At 55.6% G+C, this 21,616-nt stretch carries 17 protein-coding genes; 7 read left to right on the forward strand and 10 right to left on the reverse strand.

Going from position 1 to position 21,616, the window contains the following annotated elements:
* Positions 1–155: 155 nt before the first annotated feature.
* The 4 genes from hemG to pepQ are packed head-to-tail and all read right to left on the reverse strand — an operon-like array spanning position 156 to position 4,150.
* A complete protein-coding gene (gene hemG / locus ACOTY5_RS21530) occupies positions 156–701 on the reverse strand; it encodes a menaquinone-dependent protoporphyrinogen IX dehydrogenase (protein WP_017382603.1) in 546 nt (181 codons plus the stop codon).
* A gap of 10 nt (positions 702–711) precedes the next feature.
* On the reverse strand, positions 712–2,163 hold the full coding sequence (gene trkH, locus ACOTY5_RS21535) for a Trk system potassium transporter TrkH (protein ID WP_006808591.1): 1,452 nt from the start codon (positions 2,161–2,163) through the stop codon (positions 712–714).
* 41 nt (positions 2,164–2,204) lie between these two features.
* Positions 2,205–2,819 (reverse strand): IMPACT family protein, encoded by a 615-nt coding sequence (locus ACOTY5_RS21540; RefSeq protein ID WP_015572737.1) that lies wholly within the window; start codon positions 2,817–2,819, stop codon positions 2,205–2,207.
* Complete coding sequence (gene pepQ / locus ACOTY5_RS21545; protein WP_017382602.1) at positions 2,819–4,150, reverse strand: Xaa-Pro dipeptidase; 1,332 nt, start codon at positions 4,148–4,150, stop codon at positions 2,819–2,821. Before pepQ ends, ACOTY5_RS21540 begins: the two co-directional genes overlap by 1 nt.
* 190 nt (positions 4,151–4,340) lie before the next feature.
* Here pepQ and fadB point away from each other — a divergent pair, with 190 nt between their 5' ends.
* The gene (gene fadB / locus ACOTY5_RS21550) at positions 4,341–6,530 is read left to right on the forward strand and encodes a fatty acid oxidation complex subunit alpha FadB (protein WP_023295588.1); all 2,190 of its coding nucleotides are present in this window, start codon (positions 4,341–4,343) and stop codon (positions 6,528–6,530) included.
* Positions 6,531–6,539: 9 nt separating this feature from the next.
* Positions 6,540–7,703, forward strand: a complete 1,164-nt coding sequence (gene fadA / locus ACOTY5_RS21555) for an acetyl-CoA C-acyltransferase FadA (protein ID WP_045142698.1) — start codon at positions 6,540–6,542, stop codon at positions 7,701–7,703.
* A 145-nt stretch (positions 7,704–7,848) separates the two neighbouring features.
* Here the strand turns inward: fadA and glyS are convergent, their stop codons facing one another.
* The 3 genes from glyS to ACOTY5_RS21570 all read right to left on the reverse strand — a co-directional run bounded on the left by glyS (position 7,849) and on the right by ACOTY5_RS21570 (position 11,305).
* Positions 7,849–9,918 (reverse strand): glycine--tRNA ligase subunit beta, encoded by a 2,070-nt coding sequence (glyS, locus tag ACOTY5_RS21560; RefSeq protein ID WP_006808596.1) that lies wholly within the window; start codon positions 9,916–9,918, stop codon positions 7,849–7,851.
* Positions 9,919–9,927: 9 nt separating this feature from the next.
* Positions 9,928–10,839, reverse strand: a complete 912-nt coding sequence (gene glyQ / locus ACOTY5_RS21565; RefSeq protein WP_003860141.1) for a glycine--tRNA ligase subunit alpha — start codon at positions 10,837–10,839, stop codon at positions 9,928–9,930.
* 160 nt (positions 10,840–10,999) lie between these two features.
* Positions 11,000–11,305 (reverse strand): YsaB family lipoprotein, encoded by a 306-nt coding sequence (locus ACOTY5_RS21570; protein ID WP_017693801.1) that lies wholly within the window; start codon positions 11,303–11,305, stop codon positions 11,000–11,002.
* Positions 11,306–11,489: 184 nt separating this feature from the next.
* On the opposite strand from ACOTY5_RS21570, the gene ACOTY5_RS21575 reads away from it, so the two are divergent.
* Positions 11,490–12,485: an acyltransferase gene (locus ACOTY5_RS21575; protein ID WP_023295591.1), complete on the forward strand. Its 996-nt coding sequence runs from the start codon at positions 11,490–11,492 to the stop codon at positions 12,483–12,485.
* Between the two features lie 52 nt (positions 12,486–12,537).
* On the opposite strand, the gene xylB is transcribed toward ACOTY5_RS21575, so the two are convergent.
* Positions 12,538–13,992 (reverse strand): xylulokinase, encoded by a 1,455-nt coding sequence (xylB, locus tag ACOTY5_RS21580; RefSeq protein ID WP_045142697.1) that lies wholly within the window; start codon positions 13,990–13,992, stop codon positions 12,538–12,540.
* Between the two features lie 59 nt (positions 13,993–14,051).
* On the reverse strand, positions 14,052–15,374 hold the full coding sequence (xylA, locus tag ACOTY5_RS21585; protein ID WP_026080557.1) for a xylose isomerase: 1,323 nt from the start codon (positions 15,372–15,374) through the stop codon (positions 14,052–14,054).
* Between the two features lie 371 nt (positions 15,375–15,745).
* On the opposite strand from xylA, the gene xylF reads away from it, so the two are divergent.
* The 4 genes from xylF (at position 15,746) to xylR (ending at position 20,723) form a co-directional block, all read left to right on the forward strand.
* Entirely contained in the window at positions 15,746–16,738 is a 993-nt protein-coding gene (gene xylF / locus ACOTY5_RS21590; protein ID WP_023304608.1) for a D-xylose ABC transporter substrate-binding protein, read from the forward strand.
* A 72-nt stretch (positions 16,739–16,810) separates the two neighbouring features.
* Positions 16,811–18,352 carry a xylose ABC transporter ATP-binding protein gene (locus ACOTY5_RS21595; protein ID WP_015572746.1) on the forward strand — a complete coding sequence of 514 codons (1,542 nt, stop codon included), beginning with the start codon at positions 16,811–16,813 and terminating at the stop codon, positions 18,350–18,352.
* Positions 18,330–19,511 (forward strand): xylose ABC transporter permease XylH, encoded by a 1,182-nt coding sequence (gene xylH / locus ACOTY5_RS21600; protein ID WP_003860151.1) that lies wholly within the window; start codon positions 18,330–18,332, stop codon positions 19,509–19,511. Before ACOTY5_RS21595 ends, xylH begins: the two co-directional genes overlap by 23 nt.
* Before the next feature lie 33 nt (positions 19,512–19,544).
* Positions 19,545–20,723, forward strand: a complete 1,179-nt coding sequence (gene xylR / locus ACOTY5_RS21605) for a D-xylose utilization transcriptional activator XylR (RefSeq protein ID WP_003860152.1) — start codon at positions 19,545–19,547, stop codon at positions 20,721–20,723.
* A gap of 35 nt (positions 20,724–20,758) precedes the next feature.
* Here the strand turns inward: xylR and ACOTY5_RS21610 are convergent, their stop codons facing one another.
* Complete coding sequence (locus ACOTY5_RS21610; RefSeq protein ID WP_023295596.1) at positions 20,759–21,583, reverse strand: protein bax; 825 nt, start codon at positions 21,581–21,583, stop codon at positions 20,759–20,761.
* Positions 21,584–21,616: the final 33 nt, after the last annotated feature.

The raw sequence follows: 21,616 nt of genomic DNA on the forward strand, positions 1-21,616 counted from the left end.
TCAGAGTCAAGCGTTTGTTTTGCTTTTCTCTGCTGACCCGGCGGCTTGCGTGCCGTTGTTCCGTGTCAGTGGAGGCGCATTATAGGGAGTTCTTCTGAAGTGACAAGCACTAAATACAAAAAAAATTTCGTTCGCTCACTTTTCAAACTCAACGCTTATTTATCCCGCGCATCGTCCGTTAAACGCGCAATTTCACGGGCAAAACTGGCGACCTGGGCCCAGTCGGTATAAACCACTTCTTTACGCGTATCCGTTTCCCCGCCCGTCATTTTCATGATCAGGCGGATCATAAAGCGGTCATACCAGCGGTAACGCGGGTAACGCAGCGCGCCAGCAAAGACAGAACAGATATCGGGCTGCCATGGCGAACTTAGCAAAAACTTGCGCGTATAGCTGTTGGTCTGCGGCGTACGCTTCTCCGCTTTACGGGCAACCAGGTTGACCGAGTAAAACGCGCCAGGCAGTTGAGCGAGCTCCGCCGTATGCTTTTTCACAAAGCGATCCAGCGCCGGATGGAAATGGCCGTAACGAATTGAAGCGCCAATGACCACGCGGTCGTAATCCTGCCAGGCAATCTGCTCTGTGCGATTCAGGTTCACCACATCAGAATAAATGCCCAGCTCTTTGAGTTCGGAAGCCAGATATGAAGCAATCTCACGCGTTTGTCCGTCACGCGTTGAGAAAAGAATTAACGTTTTCACCAATGTCTCCTTACTCACGCCAGAATGTTGGGGTAAACAGCACCAGCAGCGTAAAGACCTCAAGACGCCCAAACAGCATATTGGCGATTAAGATCCACTTCGCCACCGGGTTCATACTGGCGAAGTTATCCGCCACGACGCCCAGCCCCGGCCCCAGGTTGTTTAACGTTGCCACCACAGAGGCGAAGGCAGAGAAATCATCCACGCCCGTGGCGATAATCGCCAGCATACTGACAATAAAGACCAGCGCATAAGCGGAGAAGAATCCCCACACCGCTTCGAGGATGCGCTCCGGCAGCGCGCGGTTCCCCAGCTTAATACTGTAAACCGCATTCGGGTGGACCAGACGTTTCAGCTCACGGTTCCCCTGCTTGAACAGCAGCAGAATGCGGATCACCTTCAGACCGCCGCCCGTTGACCCGGCGCAACCGCCGATAAACGCAGAGCACAACAGCAGCACCGGCAGGAACAGTGGCCAACGCGCAATACTGTCCGTGGTGAAACCAGCGGTTGTCGCCATCGATACCACCTGGAAGAAGGCCTGGTTCAGGGTCGTGACCGCCGAGTTATAAACATCGTGGAACCACAGTACCAGGGTACAGATAACCACCAGGGTCAGCTGGACGCCAATAAACATCCGGAATTCCGGGTCGCGCCAGTACACCTTCAGGCTCCTTCCGCTAAGCAACGAGAAGTGTAGACCGTAGTTACAGCCTGAGATCAGCAAAAAGATGGCAATGATGGTATTGATTGTCGGGCTGTCGAAGTAGCCGACGCTGGCATCGTGGGTGGAGAACCCGCCGATAGCAATAGTCGCAAAGCTATGCCCAATGGCATCAAACGCAGGCATCCCGGCAAACCACAGCGCCAGCGCGCAGGCCACCGTCAGCAGGACATAGATAAGCCACAGGGTTTTCGCCGTCTCCGCAATACGCGGGCGCATCTTGTTATCTTTCAGCGGGCCGGGCATCTCCGCCCGGTAAAGCTGCATCCCCCCGACGCCCAGAATGGGCAGGATAGCTACCGCCAGGACGATGATCCCCATACCGCCGAACCACTGGAGCATCTGCCGGTAAAAGAGAATCGCATGCGGGAGCGAATCCAGCCCCACAAGCGTGGTGGCGCCGGTGGTCGTTAATCCGGAGAACGATTCAAAAAACGCATCCGTGACGGTGAGATTCGGTTGTTCGGAGAAGATAAACGGCAGCGCACCCACGCTTCCCAGTACCGTCCAGAACAGGACCACAATCAGAAACCCCTCCCGGGATTTCAGTTCACCTTTCTCACGGCGGTTTGGCCACCACAGCAGGGAGCCAATCGTCAGCGCGACAAAAAAGGTTTGCGTAAATGCACGCCCCGCGCCGTCCCGGTAGATGAGCGCCACCAGTCCGGGAATGATCATTGTCCCGGAGAAAAGTATGACCAGCAATCCAACGATTCGGGTAATGGCACGAAAATGCATCTCTGCCGCTTCCTTAGGTATTCAAAATTGTGAGGTGGGGATTATTCTTCAATCGGCAGTAATTGCAATGAACCGCGACTAAAATCAGCAAGTTTTGCTGAAAAAGCAGCCAGTTCCGCCTGAGGAAGCGCCACGCGTAATTGCACCATTGCCTGATAATCACTGTGTGCGATGACACCGTTAAACTGTTTAAGCAGTGCTTCGATACCCGATAGCTGGGCGTAATCGCATAACAAAGTATATTCCGTAAGTGGCGTTTTGCGGGTTGTTATCAGCAGATTAAGCGCCTGCTGGACACCACCTCCGTAGGCTTTAACCAGCCCTCCGGTGCCTAACAAAATGCCCCCGTAGTAGCGGACAACAACGGCGGTGATTTCACCCACGCCGCTGCCCATTAACTGGGATAGCATCGGTTTTCCGGCCGTACCCGCCGGTTCACCGTCGTCAGAAAACCCGAGCTGCTGTGAGTCGTCTGGCGGCCCTGCGACCCACGCCACACAGTGATGGCGGGCATCGGGGTGCTGCGCGCGGACGGACTCGACGAACGCCTTCGCCGCCTCCACGCCGTCGGTATGCGCCAGCAGCGTGATAAAGCGGCTTTTCTTGATTTCCTCAACAAAGGTGACCGGCTCGGCCGGTATCAGCCAGCTTTCCATCAGGCCAGCTTCAGATCTCGCGTCATGTTCTCAATGCTGTTCTCGTGAATAACCACGTTATCCTCGATACGAATGCCGCCATACGGCTTCAGCGCTTCAATTTTCTCCCAGTTGAAGTGCTTGCTGAATTGCCCTTCGCGCCACGGTGCCAGCAGGGATTCAATAAAGTAGATGCCCGGCTCGATGGTCAATACCATACGCGGCGCCAGAACGCGGGTGCAGCGCAGATAAGGATATTTAGACGGTGCCGCCAGGTGCGTACCGGTATCATCCTGCATAAAGCCCGCGACGTCATGAACCTGCAAACCCAGCGGGTGACCGATACCATGCGGCATAAATGGCCCGGTCAGATCGTTCTCAACCATCGCCTCTTCGCTCATGTCTTTGACAATCTGATGCTTACGCAGCAGTTTAGCGATGCGCTGATGGAACTGGATGTGATAATCCACGTAGCTGGTTCCGGCCTTCATGGTGCCAATCAGCGCCAGCTGTTCGTCGTTCACGTCTTTGATCAATTGCGCAAAATCGGTGTCCGCATTCGCCGCCCAGGTACGGGTCAGGTCTGCCGCATAACCATTGTACTCAGCCCCCGCGTCCAGCAGGAAGCTGCGCATCTCAGCCGGAACCTGATGATCCAGTTTGGTGTAGTGCAGGACCGAGGCATGTTCATTCAGCGCCACGATGTTGCTGTACGGCACGTCGGTATCGCGGTGGCCGGTCGCCGTCAGGTAGGCCTGATTAATATCGAACTCGCTCATACCGGACTGGAACGCTTCGTGCGCCGCACGGTGGCCATTCACCGCCGTTTTTTGCGCTTCACGCATGCAGTAAAGTTCGTAGTCGGTCTTGTAGGCGCGATAGTAGTGCAGATAATCCAGCACGCCTTTCGGGTTGAGTTTATCTGCCGGAATATCCAGACCCAGCGCACGCTCAGGAACCGGACCAATGTAGCCGATGTTGCCGCGCGCCGCTGGCAGCTGGCTGCCAATGCCGTCTGCTTTTGGCAGCGCAATCACGTCAATTTCTTCGGTCCAGAATGAGGTCGGCAGCGGCTCCACGTTGTGCCAGTAATCGACCGGCAGGTAGAACCACAGTTTCGGCTTGTTCACGCCATCCACCAGCAGCCAGCAATTTGGAACCTGCGTGACAGGCACCCAGGCTTTAAACTGCGGGTTAACCTTGAAGGGATAAGCATGGTCATCAAGAAAAGTATTCATCAGCTCGCCGGAGTGGATCAGCAGGGCATCCAGCTTGAAGCGGGCCAGTACATCGCGGGTACGTTCCTGTAGGGTAACGATATGATTTTTATAAAGCGAAGCCAGTGAGTCCATCATTCTTCCTTTCGTTTTATTGACCTCAAGTCATCGCATCTTAGCACACCTCACTGCGGCTGCGTGATTTCCACCGACCGTGATCAGCGCAGCAATTTCTTAATGACTAATTTGCATTTTATTAACATAAATTCCACACTCCGTTTCATCTGGTATGACCAGATCCAATTGCTGGATTCAGGAGACCGACATGCTCTACAAAGGCGACACCCTGTACGTAGACTGGCTGGAAGATGGCATTGCCGAACTGGTGTTCGATGCCCCCGGCTCAGTGAACAAGCTTGATACCGCGACGGTGGCCAGTCTTGGCCAGGCGCTGGATGTACTTGAAAAGCAATCAGATTTGAAAGGGCTGCTGCTGCGCTCCAACAAAGCGGCCTTTATCGTTGGCGCGGATATCACCGAATTCCTGTCGCTGTTCCTGGTGCCCGAAGAACAGCTGAGCCAGTGGCTGCACTTTGCCAACAGCGTTTTTAATCGTCTGGAAGATCTGCCTGTCCCGACCCTTTCCGCCGTTAACGGCTACGCGCTGGGCGGTGGCTGCGAGTGCGTGCTGGCGACCGACTACCGTCTGGCGACGCCGGACCTGCGCATCGGCCTGCCGGAAACCAAGCTGGGCATCATGCCGGGCTTTGGCGGTTCCGTGCGTATGCCGCGCATGCTGGGTGCCGACAGCGCGCTGGAGATCATTGCCGCGGGTAAAGATGTCGGCGCAGAACAGGCGCAGAAAATCGGCCTGGTGGACGGCGTGGTTAAGCCTGAAAAACTGATTGAGGGTGCTATCGCCATCCTCCGTCAGGCGATTAACGGCGATCTCGACTGGAAAGCCAAACGTCAGCCAAAGCTGGAGCCATTAAAGCTCAGCAAAATTGAAGCCACCATGAGCTTCACCATCGCCAAAGGCATGGTGATGCAGACGGCGGGTAAACACTACCCGGCGCCGATCACGGCGGTGAAAACCATTGAAGCGGCAGCCCGTCTGGGCCGTGATGACGCTCTGAAGCTTGAAAACCAGAGCTTTGTCCCGCTGGCGCACACCAACGAAGCCCGCGCGCTGGTTGGTATCTTCCTTAACGATCAGTTCGTGAAAGGCAAAGCCAAACAACTCACCAAAAACGTTGAAACGCCAAAACACGCGGCGGTACTCGGCGCGGGCATTATGGGGGGCGGCATCGCCTACCAGTCTGCCTGGAAAGGCGTGCCGGTGGTGATGAAGGACATCAACGAGAAATCCCTGACGCTGGGCATGACCGAAGCGGCCAAGCTGCTGAATAAACAGCTTGAGCGCGGCAAAATTGATGGTCTGAAGCTTGCAGGCGTGATCTCCACCATCCAGCCAGTGCTGGAATACAGCGGTTTCGACCGTGTGGACGTGGTGGTTGAAGCGGTCGTCGAGAACCCGAAAGTGAAAAAAGCGGTGCTGGCCGAAACCGAAGACAAGGTGCGTCCGGAAACCGTGCTGGCCTCTAACACCTCCACCATTCCTATCAGCGAACTGGCGAGCGTGCTGAAGCGTCCGGAAAACTTCTGCGGGATGCACTTCTTTAACCCGGTGCACCGCATGCCGCTGGTCGAAGTGATCCGAGGGGAAAAAACCTCCGACGAAACCATCGCCAAAGTGGTGGCGTGGGCGAGCAAGATGGGCAAAACGCCGATCGTGGTTAACGACTGCCCGGGCTTCTTCGTTAACCGCGTGCTGTTCCCGTACTTCGCCGGTTTCAGCCAGCTGCTGCGCGACGGCGCAGACTTCCGCAAAATCGACAAAGTGATGGAAAAACAGTTCGGCTGGCCGATGGGCCCGGCGTATCTGCTGGACGTTGTCGGCATCGACACTGCCCATCACGCGCAGGCGGTGATGGCGGCGGGCTTCCCGCAGCGCATGCAGAAAGATTATCGCGACGCCATTGATGCCCTGTTCGACGCCAACCGCTTCGGGCAGAAAAACGGTCTGGGCTTCTGGCGCTATAAAGAAGACAGCAAAGGCAAACCGAAGAAAGAAGAAGATCCGGCGGTGGATGGCCTGCTGGCCGACGTCAGTCAGCCAAAACGCGACTTCACCGACGATGAGATCATCGCACGGATGATGATCCCAATGGTCAACGAAGTGGTGCGCTGCCTCGAAGAAGGCATTATCGCCAGCCCGGCAGAAGCGGATATGGCGCTGGTGTACGGCCTCGGCTTCCCTCCGTTCCACGGAGGCGCGTTCCGCTGGCTGGATACGCTCGGCAGCGCCCGCTATCTCGATATGGCTCAGCAGTACCAGCACCTCGGCCCGCTTTATGAGGTGCCGGAAGGGCTGCGTAACAAAGCGCGCCATAACGAACCCTACTACCCAGCAGTTGAGCCAGCCCGTCCGGTTGGCGAACTGAAAACGGCTTAAGGAGTCACAATGGAAAAGGTTGTCATTGTTGATGCGATTCGCACCCCGATGGGCCGTTCAAAAGGCGGTGCGTTCCGTAACGTGCGCGCGGAAGATCTCTCCGCGCACCTGATGCGTAGCCTGCTGGCGCGTAACCCGGCGCTGGACCCAGCAGCGCTGGACGATATTTACTGGGGCTGCGTGCAGCAGACGCTGGAGCAGGGCTTTAACATCGCCCGTAACGCGTCCCTGCTGGCGGAGATCCCGCATTCGGTTCCGGCCGTCACCGTCAACCGTCTTTGCGGTTCGTCGATGCAGGCGCTGCACGACGCGGCACGGATGATCATGACCGGCGATGCGCAGGCCTGTCTGGTGGGCGGCGTGGAGCACATGGGCCACGTGCCGATGAGCCACGGGGTCGATTTCCATCCAGGCATGAGCCGCAACGTGGCGAAAGCCGCCGGTATGATGGGCCTGACCGCCGAGATGCTCTCCCGTCTGCACGGCATCAGCCGTGAGATGCAGGATGCGTTTGCCGCGCGCTCGCATGCCCGCGCCTGGGCCGCCACGCAGTCTGGTGCCTTTAAGAATGAGATCATCCCAACCGGCGGTCACGACGCAGACGGCGTACTGAAGCAGTTCAGCTACGACGAAGTTATCCGCCCGGAAACCACGGTCGAAGCGCTTTCTACCCTGCGTCCGGCGTTTGATCCGGTCACCGGTACGGTAACGGCGGGCACCTCGTCTGCCCTGTCCGACGGTGCCGCCGCGATGCTGGTGATGAGCGAGAGCAGCGCCCGCGAATTAGGCCTGACGCCACGCGCCCGCGTGCGTTCGATGGCAGTCGTGGGCTGCGATCCTTCCATCATGGGTTACGGTCCGGTTCCGGCGTCAAAACTGGCGCTGAAAAAAGCGGGGCTGAGCGCAAGTGATATCGACCTCTTTGAGATGAACGAAGCGTTCGCCGCGCAGATCCTGCCGTGCATTAAAGATCTGGGGCTGATGGATCAGATCGACGAGAAGATTAACCTCAACGGCGGCGCGATCGCCCTCGGTCACCCGCTGGGCTGCTCCGGGGCGCGTATCAGTACCACGCTGATTAACCTGATGGAACGCAAAGATGCCCAGTTCGGACTGGCAACGATGTGTATTGGGTTGGGTCAGGGTATCGCGACGGTGTTTGAGAGGGTGTAAATAAGGAAAAGTATCTCAAAGTAACGTAGGCCCGATAAGCATCGCGCCATCGGGCTTTTGCCGGGAGGCGCTACGCTTTCCCGGCCTACGAAGAGAAAAAGTTTAGTTGCCGTTCTTCCCGCCTGTCAGGGGCGGGTTTTTTACGTTATTGCAGCAGCGAAATATCCGCCACGCGCAGGAACAGCTCACGCAGTTTCTCAAGCATCGAGAGACGGTTAATCCGCAGCTCTTTATCTTCCACGTTCACCATCACCTTCTCGAAGAAGGCGTCGATGACGTCACGCAGCTCCGCCAGCTCCACCAGCGCTTCCTGGTAGCGACCTTCCGCGAAGTACGGCTCCAGCTTGTCGCGCAGCACCACAACCTGCATCGCCAGAGAAATCTCTTCCGGCTCTTTCAGGGTTGCAGCGTTGACGCGCTCGTTCAGCGTCTCGTCGGATTTCGCGAGGATGTTGGATACGCGCTTGTTGGCCGCGGCCAGCGCAGACGCCGCTTCCAGCGTACGGAAGTGGGATACCGCTTTCATACGCGCATCGAAATCTGCCGGACGGGTCGGACGACGCGCCAGCACCGCCTGAATGGTATCAACGGAGTAACCTTCGTCCTGATACCACGCGCGGAAACGACCGAGCATAAAGTCGATAACATCATCCACAACCTTCGCGTTGGTCAGCTTATCGCCGTACAGACGTACCGCTTCTTCGGTCAGCGTTTGCAGATCGAGGTTGAGGTTCTTCTCTACGATGATTCGCAGCACGCCCAGCGCAGCACGACGCAGCGCAAACGGGTCTTTATCGCCTTTCGGATGCTGACCGATACCGAAGATACCCGCCAGGGTGTCCATCTTATCGGCAATCGCCACAGCGCAGGCAACCGGGTTAGACGGCAGATCGTCACCGGCAAAGCGCGGCTGATACTGCTCGTTCAGGGCTACCGCCACGTCTTCCGCTTCGCCATCGTGACGCGCATAGTGCATACCCATCACGCCCTGGGTGTCGGTAAATTCGAACACCATGTTGGTCATCAGGTCGCACTTGGAGAGCAGGCCCGCACGGGTAGCGTGGTTAACGTCGGCGCCAATTTCACGGGCAATCCAGCCGGACAGCTCCGCGATACGGTCGGTCTTGTCGCGCAGCGTACCCAGCTGCTGCTGGAACAGTACGGTTTGCAGACGCGGCAGGTTATCTTCCAGACGTTTTTTACGGTCGGTATTGAAGAAGAACTCGGCATCCGCCAGACGCGGACGCACCACTTTCTCGTTACCGGAGATAATCTGGCTCGGATCTTTCGATTCAATGTTCGCCACGAAGATGAAGTTTGGCAGCAGCTTGCCGTCGTTGGCGTAAACCGGGAAGTATTTCTGGTCACCCTTCATGGTGTACACCAGCGCTTCTGCCGGCACGGCCAGGAATTTCTCTTCGAATTTCGCGGTCAGCACAACCGGCCATTCGACCAGCGAGGTCACCTCTTCGAGCAGGCTGTCGCTCAGGTCAGCGTTTCCGCCAATTTTGCGCGCCGCGTCTTCTGCGTCCGCTTTGATTTTGGCTTTACGCTGTTCGTAGTCAGCAATGACCTTGCCGCGCTCCAGCAGGATCTGCGGGTACTGGTCAGCATTGTCGATAGTGAACTCCGGCTCGCCCATAAAGCGATGGCCGCGGATCACGCGATCGGACGCCACGCCCAGAATGGTCGCCGGGATAACGGTATCGCCCAGCAGCAGGGTCACGGTGTGAACCGGACGCACAAAGTGTACGTCGGACGCGCCCCAGCGCATCAGCTTAGGAATCGGCAATTTTGCCAGCGAGGTCGCGATCATGTCAGGCAGCAGCGCTTCGGCGCTTTCGCCTTTCACATGGGCACGGTACAGCAGCCATTCACCTTTGTCGGTGGTCAGACGCTCAGCCTGATCAACGGTGATGCCGCAGCCGCGCGCCCAGCCTTCTGCCGCTTTGCTCGGCTTGCCTTCCGCGTCGAACGCCTGAGCAATGGCCGGGCCACGTTTTTCAACTTCGCGATCCGGCTGGGACGCCGCCAGGTTTGCCACTTTCAGTGCCAGACGACGCGGCGCAGCAAACCACTCAATTTTACCGTGCGCCAGGCCAGCGTTATCCAGCTCAGCAGTGACGTTCGCAGCGAAAGATTCAGCCAGGCTGCGCAGGGCTTTTGGTGGCAGCTCTTCAGTGCCGATTTCCACCAGAAAAGTTTTCTCAGACATGGCCGCCTCTTATTTGTTTCGGTTGCACATCGGGAAGCCAAGGGCTTCACGGGACGCGTAGTAAGCTTCTGCAACGGCTTTGGTCAGGGTACGAATACGCAGAATGTAGCGCTGACGTTCAGTCACGGAGATCGCTTTGCGGGCATCCAGCAGGTTGAAGCTGTGGGCAGCCTTCAGAATACGCTCGTAGGCAGGCAGCGGCAGCGGAGTCTCCAGCGCCAGCAGCTGCTGGGCTTCTTTCTCGTACTGCTCGAAGCAGGTGAACAGGAAGTCCACGTCCGCGTATTCGAAGTTATAGGTGGATTGCTCCACTTCGTTCTGATGGAACACATCGCCGTAGGTGGTTTTACCCAGCGGGCCGTCGCTCCAGACCAGGTCGTAAACGCTGTCTACGCCCTGAATGTACATGGCCAGACGTTCCAGACCATAGGTGATTTCGCCGGTAATCGGTTTACATTCCAGACCGCCAACCTGCTGGAAGTAAGTGAACTGGGTCACTTCCATGCCGTTCAGCCACACTTCCCAACCCAGACCCCAGGCACCCAGCGTTGGGTTTTCCCAGTTATCTTCCACGAAACGAATGTCGTGAATGGTTGGATCCATACCCAGCTCTTTCAGTGACCCGAGGTACAGTTCCTGAATGTTGTCGGGTGATGGCTTAATCACCACCTGGAACTGATAGTAGTGCTGCAAACGGTTCGGGTTTTCGCCGTAACGGCCATCGGTCGGACGACGGGATGGCTGCACATAGGCGGTCGCCATTGGCTCTGGCCCTAACGCGCGCAGGCTGGTCATCGGGTGTGAGGTGCCTGCGCCAACTTCCATGTCCAAAGGTTGAACAATGGTGCAGCCCTGACGAGCCCAGTAATCCTGTAAGGTCAGGATCAGGCCCTGGAAGGTCTTGGTATCAAACTTTTGCATAGTATTTCGTGCTGGATACGTGTGGTTTTAAATGGAAGGGATCAGTATACCCGCTGGCTGCAAGATATACAGTACGAAACGGGGTTGTTTAGGGAAAATTGGGGAATAAGCCCTACAGCCAGAACCTGCGAAGGCTCTGGTTGCTGCTTATACGAGCAATTTAACGCATTGAGAGATGTAAAAACTGGCCGTCTGCATCAAAAGAGCAGACAAAGCCCTCTTTACGCGCCGTATAGCCTTTCAGTTCATAGCTGCCCTGAAAGCGCTCGAAGCCGTTTATATGAATTTTCTGTGCTTCGGAATTATAGCGGTGAGCCGCCTGATCCCTGCACAGCTGTTCCATATTCAGGGAACGCTCCGGGCTCATTTTCCCCTGCTGCGCTTTTTGGACAGGTATCTCCTCAGAAGCACTGCATCCTGTTAATAAGAGCAGCAGAAAGAGTGACACCCCACGCTTCATCATCATTTTTATTACCGCCCTGGTCAGTGGCTGTTATTTTTAGTAGCAACACGTTTATAGATTAAAGTCCGTCATTCTGCGAATCTCGCCAGCTCCCTACAAGTTAGCCTGGCTAAACTCAGAATTTTCCAAGGGAAAAGTTTTACACAATCGCAGTCACACTTTTTTTATCAGGAATACAGAGGAACTGATGCAGTCAAAAATTAACTGGATTGATAACCTGCGGGGAATAGCCTGTCTGATGGTGGTGATGATCCACACAACGACCTGGTATGTCACGAACGCGCACAGTATCAGCCCCGTTAACTGGGATGTCGCCAATATTCTGAACTCGGCCTCCCGCGTGAGCGTCCCGCTGTTCTTTATGATTTCCGGTTTTCTCTTTTTTGGCGAGCGTAGCGCACAGCCGAGACATTTCATCCGTATTGTCTCCTGTCTGCTGTTTTACAGCGCCATTTCGCTGCTCTATATCGTCCTGTTCACTTCAATTAACGCTGAACGTTCCCTGCTCAACTTGTTGCAAAAACCAGTGTTCTATCATCTGTGGTTTTTCTTCGCGATAATGGTTATCTATCTGGTTTCGCCGTTAATTCAGGTAAAAAACGTCAGCGGTAAAATGCTGCTGGCCCTGATGGTAATAATCGGGATCGTGGCCAACCCGAATACCGTTTCACAGAAAATTGATGGCTTTGAATGGCTGCCCGTTAACCTTTATATCACCGGGGATACGTTTTATTACGTGTTGTACGGCATGCTGGGGCGCGCCATTGGCATGATGGAGACGCAAAAGCGAGGAATGAACTGGCTTTGCGCGGCCGCGTTTCTCGTCGGTGTGTTTATTATCTCTCGCGGGACGCTGCATGAGCTGCAATGGCGCGGCAACTTTGCCGATACCTGGTATCTCTACTGCGGGCCGATGGTCTTTATCTGCGCGATCTCTCTGCTGACGCTGGTTAAAAACACCCTGAATGCCCGCCCGCTTCCGGTGCTGGGGTTTATCTCTCGCCACTCGCTGGGCATTTACGGTTTTCACGCGCTGGTGATCCACGCCCTGCGCACCCGCGGCGTTGAGCTTAAAAGCTGGCCGGTGCTGGATATTGTCTGGATATTTACCGTTACGCTGGTTGTCAGCCTGCTGCTGTCAATGTTGCTGCAAAGAATCGATACGCGCAGGTTTGTAAGCTAACCCGGTTGAAGGCTGGTAGGCCGGGTAAGCGTTAGCGCCACCCGGCTCCTGTTTATGACATTAGCGGCAAAAGCTGCTGATAGATTTTGCGGAACACGTCTCGTCTTTCAGCATAGCGAGCATGATTTTTCGCATCAGGACGATGCTGCCGTTCAAGCGGCAGCTGGGGCAAAAGCTGGTGCAGTGGTTTATCCGGGTTCAGCGCAATTTGCGCCAGCCGTGCCGCACCGAGCGCCGGGCCGACATCGCCTCCCGTACGATAGTCCAGCTGCAACCCGCTGATATCGGAAAGCATTTGCCGCCAGTAGCTGCTTCGTGCACCGCCGCCAATTAACGTAATGCTGGATGGCGTCAGTCCACAGTCATGCACGACATCCATTCCGTCCGCCAGAGCATAGCCAACGCCTTCAAGCACCGCGCGCGCAAGCTCTGCCGGGCCGTGCTGATGGGTAAGACCGAAGAACACCCCTTTCGCTTCCGGGTTGTTATGCGGCGTCCGCTCGCCGGAAAGGTACGGTAAAAACCAGACCGCACCGGCATTATCATCTGCCTGCTGTGCCGCTGTGATAAGCGCCGGGACGTCCGCCATTCCGGTTAGCTTTGCCGCCCAGTCGAGGCAGGAAGCCGCGCTCAGCATCACCGACATCAAATGCCATTTACCCGGCAACGCGTGGCAGAAGCTGTGTACGGCGCTTCCCGGGTTGCTACGATACCCGTCACTGACGGCAAAATAGACGCCGGAAGTGCCGAGCGAGAGCATGGCCTGCCCTGCCTCGACCATCCCCACGCCGACCGCACCCGCCGCATTATCGCCGCCGCCGGCGACGACAGGTACGGCTGGCATGTTCCAGCGTTCAGCAACAGAAGGCTGCAAAGCCCCCGTGATTTCACTGCCTTCAAACAGCGCAGGCATATGGTCGCGCGTCAGCTGGCAGGCATCCAGCATCGCCTCGCTCCAGTCCCGTTTCGCCACGTCGAGCCACATCGTGCCCGCGGCGTCAGACATGTCGCTGGCAAAATCCCCCGTCATGCGAAAACGCAGGTAGTCTTTCGGCAACAGAACCTTCGCCACCTGACGAAAAATCTCAGGCTCATGACGCTGCACCCACAGGAGTTTTGGCGCGGTAAAACCGGGCATCATCAGGTTGCCCGTAATTTCGCGGGACGCAGGCACACGCTCCTCAAGGATCGCGCACTCTTCCGCACAGCGGCCATCGTTCCAGAGAATAGCCGGGCGCAGAACGCGATGCTGACTATCCAGCAACGTTGCGCCATGCATTTGCCCGGCAATGCCCAGTGCCTTCACGTCGCGCAGGCTATGCTGCTCGCCTAAGGCTTTCATCGCACGCTCTGTCGCCTGCCACCACTGCTCCGGATCTTGTTCCGACCAAAGCGGATACGGACGTGAAACCTGCAACCTTTCAGTGTGCGTGGCTAATACATCGCCCTGCTCGCTTAACAGGATGGCTTTCACCCCCGACGTGCCAAGATCGATCCCGATATACATGTGGTGGCTCCTTTGACGAAAATGCCCGGTGGCGCTGCGCTTACCGGGCCTGGATGCTGTTATTTATCGAACAGGTAGTGATTGACCAGGTTTTCCAGCAGCTCCTGATGGCCACTCTGATGCTGCGGCGCAAGCTGATGCTGTTCAGCGTACTTCGCGATCTCCGCAAGCGATAACTGACCTTTCAAAATTTGCTGGCCCAGCTCACTGTTCCAGCCGCTGTAGCGCTTCGCCACGCGCTTATCCAGCTCACCGTCTTCAATCATACGGGCCGCTACTTTCAGCGCCAGCGCCATGGTGTCCATCGCGCCAATATGCCCGTAGAACAGATCGTATTTGTCGGTGCTCTGGCGACGCACTTTGGCGTCGAAGTTCAGGCCGCCGGTGGTGAAACCGCCCGCTTTGATGATCTCGTACATCACCAGCGCATTCTCTTCCACGCTGTTCGGGAACTGGTCGGTATCCCAGCCCAGCTGTGGATCACCACGGTTAGCATCGACAGAGCCGAAGATGCCCAGCGCAATCGCAGAGGCAATTTCGTGATGGAACGAGTGGCCCGCCAGGGTAGCGTGGTTAGCCTCAATATTCACTTTGATCTCTTTTTCCAGACCAAACTGCTTCAGGAAGCCATACACGGTGGCGACATCATAATCATACTGATGTTTGGTTGGCTCCTGTGGTTTTGGCTCAATCAGCAGCGTGCCGCGGAAACCGATTTTGTGTTTGTGGTCCACAACCATCTGCATAAAGCGACCAATCTGCTCACGCTCCTGACGCAGGTCGGTATTCAGCAGCGTTTCATAGCCTTCACGACCACCCCAGAGTACATAGTTCTCACCGCCCAGCTGATGCGTGGCGTTCATCGCGGTCACGACCTGGGTTGCCGCCCAGCTGAAGACTTCCGGGTCCGGGTTGGTTGCCGCACCCGCGCCATAGCGAGGATTGGTAAAGCAGTTAGCCGTACCCCAGAGCAGCTTCACGCCGCTTTGCTGCTGTTTTTCAGCCAGTACGTCGACCATCTGCGCGAAATTGTTCAGATACTCTTTCAGCGATGCCCCTTCCGGCGACACGTCCACATCGTGGAAACAGTAGTACGGCACGTTCAGCTTATGGAAGAACTCGAACGCGACGTCGGCTTTACGCTTCGCCAGCTCAATGGCCTCGCCCGGCTGTTGCCATGGACGGTCAAAAGAGCCCACGCCGAACATATCGGCACCGTTCCAGCAGAAGGTGTGCCAGTAGCAGGCGGCAAAGCGCAAGTGATCTTCCATGCGCTTACCCAGCACCAGCTCATCCGGGTTGTAGTGACGAAATGCTAAAGGATTGGTCGTTTTCGTGCCTTCGAAACGAACGCGATCGAGTTGGTCGAAATAAGCTTGCATATTGAGCTCCATAATCAGGGTATGCGGCGTGGTCTTGCTTCTGGAGTAATAGTGAATAGACATTGGAGGTTGCTCAATTACGTTATTTCACACTGCTATTGAGAGAATGCGCAATTGTGCGCTGGCTCGCAAAATAATGCGCAGACAAACTATTTTTCGGCGCGCATTCCAGAATCAAATGTAATTAATAGGTTACGCTTTTTAAAATCCGATCGCGGTCATAAATTCAGAAATAAACCAAATATCGTAATGAGAAGATAAAAATCTGTAATTGCCAGCAGGCCTTTCCACGTTAAAAATTTGCTGCGTCTCAGCAGTGAACGTTTCTTTTATCTCAGCTACACATACCCTTACAAAAAGGCCTAATAATTATGAAGATAAAGAACCTGACCCTAACGCTCTGCACTACTCTCCTGCTTGCAAGCTTTGTCGGACACGCCAAAGAGGTCAAAATCGGCATGGCGATTGATGACTTACGCCTGGAGCGCTGGCAAAAAGATCGCGATATCTTTGTTAAAAAAGCGGAATCTCTCGGCGCGGAGGTGTTCGTTCAGTCCGCTAACGGCAACGAAGAGACGCAAATGTCGCAAATCGAGAATATGATCAACCGTGGCGTCGATGTGCTGGTCATTATCCCGTATAACGGCCAGGTATTAAGCAACGTGGTGAAAGAAGCGAAACAGGAAGGGATAAAAGTCCTGGCTTATGACCGCATGATTAATAATGCCGATATTGATTATTATATTTCGTTCGACAATGAAAAGGTGGGTGAATTACAGGCTAAAAGCCTGGTCGCAAAAGTGCCTCAGGGGAATTATTTCCTGATGGGCGGCTCGCCTGTGGATAACAACGCCAAACTGTTCCGCCAGGGACAAATGAAAGTGCTGAAGCCGTATATCGACGAGGGCAAAATTAAAGTCGTCGGCGACCAGTGGGCTGACGGTTGGTTACCGGAAAACGCGCTGAAAATTATGGAAAACGCGTTGACCGCAAATAACAACAAAATCGATGCGGTGGTGGCCTCTAACGATGCCACTGCGGGTGGCGCCATTCAGGCGCTGAGCGCGCAGGGTCTGGCCGGGAAAGTCGCTATTTCCGGCCAGGACGCCGACCTTGCGGGTGTAAAACGCATCATCGCGGGTACCCAGACCATGACGGTGTATAAGCCCATTACCGAGCTTGCCAATACGGCCGCCGAAATTGCCGTTGAGCTGGGCAATGGCCAGCAACCTAAAGCAGACGCGACGTTAAATAACGGCCTGAAAGACGTACCTGCTCGCCTGCTTACCCCTATCGAAGTCAACAAAGAGAATATTGACGCCACCGTGGTGAAAGACGGTTTCCATAAGAAGAGTGAACTGTAATCCAGCGCAGCCCCTGCCCGGCAGGGGCGCATTGACCTGCCCTATTCATCTGTTGGGCTATGCGGAGCAGTTATGTCTTATTTACTTGAAATGAAAAGCATCACCAAAGCCTTCGGAGCGGTGAAAGCAGTCGATAACGTAAGCCTGCGGCTGAATCCCGGCGAAGTGATGTCGCTGTGCGGCGAAAATGGCTCGGGAAAATCCACGCTGATGAAAGTGTTGTGCGGGATCTACCCGCACGGCAGCTACGAGGGCGAAATCGTTTTTGCCGGTGAGGTGCTCCAGGCCACGCACATTCGCGATACCGAACGTAAAGGCATCGCTATCATTCACCAGGAGCTGGCGCTGGTGAAGCACCTTACCGTGCTGGAAAATATCTTTCTCGGTGCCGAACTCTCACGCCACGGCGTACTGGATTACGACACCATGACGCTGCGCTGCGAAAAACTGCTGGCTCAGGTGAGCCTGGCTATCTCACCGGATACGCGCGTGGGCGACTTAGGTTTAGGCCAGCAGCAGCTGGTGGAGATCGCCAAGGCGCTGAACAAACAGGTGCGCCTGCTGATCCTCGACGAACCAACCGCCTCACTCACCGAACAGGAAACCGCCGTCCTGCTCAATATCATCCGCGACCTGCAAAACCACGGCATCGCCTGCATCTATATTTCGCACAAGCTCAATGAGGTGAAAGCCATTTCCGACACCATCTGCGTCATCCGCGACGGGCAGCACATCGGCACGCGTGAAGCAGAAGGCATGAGCGAGGATGACATCATCACCATGATGGTGGGTCGCGAACTCACCGCGCTGTATCCCAACGAACCGCACACCATCGGCGAAGAGCTCCTGCGCGTGGAAAACCTGACGGCGTGGCATCCCGTTAACCGCCATATCAAGCGCGTGGATAACCTCTCCTTCTCGCTGCACCGCGGCGAAATTCTCGGCATTGCGGGTTTAGTGGGTGCGGGAAGAACCGAGGCCGTGCAGTGTCTCTTTGGCGTCTGGCCGGGGCGCTGGGAAGGCAAAATTTATATCGACGGTCAGCCGGTAAAAATCGACAACTGCCAGCAGGCTATTGCTAAGGGCATTGCCATGGTGCCAGAAGACCGCAAAAAAGACGGCATCGTGCCGGTAATGGCGGTGGGAAAAAATATCACGCTGGCGGCGCTCAGCCAGTTTTCCGGCGCGCTGAGCAGCCTGGATGATGCCGCAGAACAGCAGTGTATTCTCCAGTCGCTTGCCCGGCTTAAGGTGAAAACCTCCTCGCCGGAGCTGGCGATAGGACGCCTGAGCGGCGGCAACCAGCAGAAAGCGATTCTGGCGCGCTGCCTGCTGCTTAATCCGCGCATTTTAATTCTGGACGAACCCACCCGCGGGATCGATATCGGCGCGAAGTATGAAATCTACAAGCTGATCAACCAGCTTGTGCAGCAAGGGATTGCCGTCATTGTTATCTCGTCCGAATTGCCTGAAGTGCTGGGGCTGAGCGACCGCGTGCTGGTCATGCATGAAGGGAAACTCAAAGCCAACCTGAACAACCAGAACCTGACGCAAGAGCAGGTGATGGAAGCTGCCTTAAGGAGCGAACGCCATGTCGAAAAGCAACCCGTCTGATATCAAAGTCGCTGTTCCGACGCCCGGTGCGTTCGCAGGACTTAAATCGCTGAATCTGCAAGTTTTTGTAATGATTGCCGCCATTATCGTGATCATGTTGTTCTTTACCTGGATGACCGATGGCTCCTATTTAAGCGCACGTAACGTCTCTAACCTGCTGCGTCAGACCGCCATCACCGGGATCCTGGCGGTGGGGATGGTCTTTGTGATTATCTCAGCGGAAATTGACCTGTCGGTAGGGTCGATGATGGGTCTGCTCGGCGGCGTGGCGGCAATTTTTGACGTCTGGCTAGGCTGGCCGCTGCCGCTGACGATTGCGGTCACGCTGGTGCTAGGTCTGCTGCTGGGGGCGTGGAATGGCTGGTGGGTGGCCTACCGTAAAGTCCCGTCGTTTATCGTCACCTTAGCGGGGATGCTGGCCTTCCGCGGCATTCTGATTGGGATCACCAACGGCACCACCGTCTCCCCGACCAGCGCCTCGATGTCCCAGATTGGCCAAAGCTACCTCTCTGATGGCGTCGGTTTTACGATCGGCGTGGTTGGGCTGATGGCGTTTGTCGCGTGGCAATGGCGAGGACGCATGCGTCGCCAGGCGCTGGGGCTGGCCTCGCCTGCCTCAACCTCGGTTGTCGGCCGTCAGGCGCTTACTGCGGTGATTGTGCTGGGGGCCATCTGGCTGTTAAACGATTATCGCGGCGTCCCAACGCCCGTTCTGCTGCTGGCGCTGTTGCTGTTAGGGGGAATGTTTATGGCCACACGTACCGCATTCGGTCGCCGTATTTATGCCATCGGCGGCAATCTGGAAGCCGCGCGTTTATCTGGTATCAACGTAGAACGCACCAAACTCGCCGTCTTTGCCATCAACGGCCTGATGGTGGCCATCGCGGGGCTGATCCTCAGCTCACGTCTGGGTGCGGGTTCCCCGTCTGCCGGTAATATTGCCGAGCTGGACGCCATCGCCGCCTGCGTGATTGGCGGGACCAGCCTCGCCGGGGGCATTGGCAGCGTGGCGGGTGCGGTGATGGGCGCATTTATTATGGCTTCGCTGGATAACGGGATGAGTATGATGGACGTGCCGACGTTTTGGCAGTATATCGTCAAGGGTGCCATTCTTTTGCTGGCAGTCTGGATGGACTCTGCCACCAAGCGGCGCGCCTGATAACAGTATCGTGACTAATTTGGGAAATGAGCCATGTTTGAAAAGCGTCACCGCATTACGTTGTTATTCAATGCCAACAAAGCCTATGACCGGCAGGTGGTTGAAGGGGTTGGCGAATATTTGCAGGCGTCGCAATCCGAATGGGATATTTTCATCGAAGAAGATTTCCGTACCCGTCTGGAGAATATCAAAGACTGGCTGGGAGACGGGGTCATCGCTGACTTTGACGATCCCGTGATTGAACAGTTGCTGAGTGGCGTCGACGTGCCTATCGTGGGCGTTGGCGGCTCTTACCATACACCGGAACATTACCCCCCCGTTCACTACATCGCCACGGATAACCATGCTCTGGTCGAGACCGCCTTCCTCCATTTAAAGGAGAAAGGCGTACATCGTTTTGCGTTTTACGGATTGCCCGCCACCAGCGGAAAGCGCTGGGCGATGGAGCGTGAATATGCCTTCTGCCAGCTGGTTGCCCAGGAGAAATATCGCGGCGTCGTTTATCAGGGGCTGGAAACCGCGCCAGAAAACTGGCAGCACGCACAAAATCGCCTGGCTGACTGGCTGCAAACTCTGCCACCCCAGACAGGGATTATCGCCGTGACGGACGCCCGCGCCCGCCACGTATTACAGGTGTGCGAACATTTGCATATTCCGGTGCCTGAAAAGCTGTGCGTGATTGGTATTGATAACGAAGAGCTTACGCGCTATCTGTCGCGCGTGGCGCTCTCATCCGTGGCTCAGGGTACCCGTCAGATGGGCTATCAGGCCGCAAAGCTGCTGCACAGACTGTTAGACAACGAATCCCTGCCGCTCCAGCGTCTGCTGGTTCCGCCCGTTCGCGTGGTCGAGCGTCGCTCAACTGACTACCGCTCCTTAAACGATCCGGCCGTGATTCAGGCGATGCACTACATTCGCAATCATGCCTGCAAAGGGATTAAGGTCGATCAGGTGCTCGATTCGGTCGGCATTTCACGTTCGAATCTGGAGAAGCGGTTCAAAGAGGAAGTCGGTGAGACGATTCACGCCGTGATCCATGCGGAAAAGCTGGAGAAAGCGCGCAGTCTGCTGATCTCCACCTCGCTGTCGATCAACGAGATTTCACAGATGTGCGGCTATCCGTCGCTTCAGTATTTCTATTCGGTGTTCAGAAAAGAGTATGACACCACGCCGAAGGAGTACCGGGAACGGTACAGTGAAGTCCTGCTCTAGAAAAAAGAACGCCTTCCAGTGGAAGGCGTTTTTCATTACATATGTGCGGCAATCAGACGCTGGTTATCCTGGTACATGGAGAACAGGTAATTGTTATAACGCTGTCCCTGAGTGGAATAACCTTTCAGCTTGTGGATCATCGCCGTAGCCGTTACTTCCTGATCCGCCTTACGCAGCTGAGCGCGTGACTTACGGAACGAGGAGTAGGCCGGGTGGGTGTTCAGGTTCACCACATAGGCATTCACGGAATCTTTCACCGATTCAAACTGTGAATAGCCTTTCACCTTGCCGGGTGCATTAGTACAACGACCTTTTGCGCATTTCATGCCAAACAGATTGTTGTTGTTGCGCGCCAGCTTCGAGGTGCCCCAACCGCTTTCGGCGGCGGCCATTGTCGCGACCATACTGCCTGGAATAATGTCCACACGCTCTAACAGAGTGTTCCACGGCACACGACGCGTGTTCCCGCTCCACTTCACTTTATAGCGTTTGGCGATGTCTTTCAGGCGAGTGCGCTCAGACGGCGACCAGCGGCTATCGTACTGTTTGGAGATCAGCCAGTTACGATCCGCAGTAATCGCGGCATTTTGACTTTTAATGTAAGGCATTACCGTCCGGAGAAACGCTTTTTTCCTTGGTGTCCCGGAAGGGTATTTTCGCAAATCAGGAAGTGAACTACTCTTTGCACTATTGCGAGAATACTCTTGTTTACTGCTAACCTTACTGCTTGTCGTCTTTATTACGTGGGCTTTCTTACTCGTTGTATCCGCGTGCGTCTTTGCAAGCACCTCACCTGAAAATGCCATGGTGAGTAACATGAGTATCGCGGCCCCATATCGTCGAATGGGAGTCGATATCATTAGGTCTCCTGGTCGGATATAAACATTCCAACA

This window comes from Enterobacter cloacae complex sp. SHL018, assembly GCF_049237905.1.
GTDB classification, from domain to species: Bacteria; Pseudomonadota; Gammaproteobacteria; order Enterobacterales; family Enterobacteriaceae; genus Enterobacter; species Enterobacter hormaechei_C.